We start from the raw sequence: 1709 nt of genomic DNA, 5'->3' as shown, positions 1-1709 counted from the left end.
TACTTTATTTCAAGTTGAAGCAAAGTTATATTTTTAAATACTACATATTTTTATAAAAAAATTAAATTAAATGTAGCATTGTTAAATAAAAAAAAACAAGAACATACAAAGTCCTTGCTTTTGTTAGCTTTAATGCTACATATTTTATACTAATATGTAGTATTAGTATTATACTAGGTTTTTATATAACTTTCAAGTTTTTTCTACAAATTTAGTGTCGATATAAAATTAAAATCATACCATGAAAAAATAACACTAAAAACTAAAAAAATAAAAATAAAAAACCAAAATAAAAAAAGATAAAAAACATTAAAAGATCAAAGAACATTTTTCAGCTTATCAGCTAAAAAAAGTCCTTTCTAAATTTTTCTAATCGGAGATTAGAACTTAAATCTCGACTTCGGTCGGGATTTAAAAAATTAGAAAGGCACGCTTACCAGTTTCTCATAAATGAGAAACTTGCGTGTAGAAATCATCACATAAATGTGATTGATTAACAAGGTAAATTTTTTCAAAATTTGATTAAAAAGAAAAGGAGGTGTACTTAGCATGGCAGAATATAGATTACATTACAAAAAAGGAAAAGTAGGAGTTGCTAAAGCTCATGCTGAGTACATTTTAAGAGAGAACAAATATTCTAAAGCAAAAGAAGATTTAATATATAAAGAATCTGGAAATATGGACTGTATTATTGATGGAACATCAGCAATTGATTTTTGGGAAAGTGCTGATAACTTTGAACGAATAAATGGAGTTTCATATAGAGAGCTAGAATTAAATATTCCGAATGAATTTAATCACGAGCAAGGTATCGAACTTGTTCAAAATTTTGTAAAGAATGAAATAGGATATAAACATCCATATTCCTTTGCAATACATGAATCACATAATAAAGATGGTGAGAAAAATTTACATTGTCATTTAATGTTTTCTGAAAGAGAATTAGATGATATTTTAAGAACCAAAGAACAGTTTTTCAAAAGAGCAAATTCAAAAAAACCTGAACTTGGTGGAGCTAAAAAAGATAATATATGGAGAAAGAAAGAACAGCTTTTAAGTTTAAGAAAATCATGGGAAGTTATAACAAATACAGCCTTAGAAAAAAATGGTTTTGATGAAAGAGTTTCTTGTGAATCTTTAAAGAAACAAAGAGAGGAAGCAATAAAAAAAGAGCAATATGATAAAGCAGATTTTTTAGATAGAAACCCTGTTAATATATTGGGAAAAACTTTAAGAAAGATAAAAAGAGTTGGATTTAAGAATTTAAGTAAAGAAGAACAAGAAAGTATTACAAAATATAAAGAAGCTAAAGAGATAAGAGCTTCTAAAAAAAGAGAGTATGAAATTAAAAAAGGAAATGTAGTTCCAACTAAAGAAGAATGTCAATTAAAATTAAATAAAATTACTAATACAACTGAAGAAGATTTAAAATTAAAAGCACTAAACATAATAACAAAAGGTGCTTTTTATTCGCATTCAAAAATTTTAAGAAAGATAGAAAATCAGTTATTAATTGATCCTTTAAATGAAGTTCTAAGAAAGCAAGAAAAAGAGTTGAAAGAAACTATTAATTCTTTGAAATTAGAAAATGAAAATAGTCCAAAATATAAAAGAATTTATGAACAAATAAATAGAGATTTTGAAAGAGAAAAAGAAATATATCAAGCAGCTTCAAAAGATTATAGAATAGATAAATTAGAATCTTTACA

General features: G+C 24.9%; 1 protein-coding gene. It reads left to right on the top strand.

The genetic code is table 11. The features are described 5' to 3' along the window. Positions 1-549: 549 nt before the first annotated feature. Positions 550-1709, top strand: a 1160-nt coding sequence (locus L988_RS01585; protein ID WP_047380891.1) for a MobA/MobL family protein, incomplete at its 3' end; no start/stop codon positions are given.

The sequence above is a fragment of the Cetobacterium sp. ZWU0022 genome (assembly GCF_000800875.1).
Classification (GTDB): domain Bacteria; phylum Fusobacteriota; class Fusobacteriia; order Fusobacteriales; family Fusobacteriaceae; genus Cetobacterium_A.
This window is presented reverse-complemented; position numbering and strand designations above follow the sequence as displayed.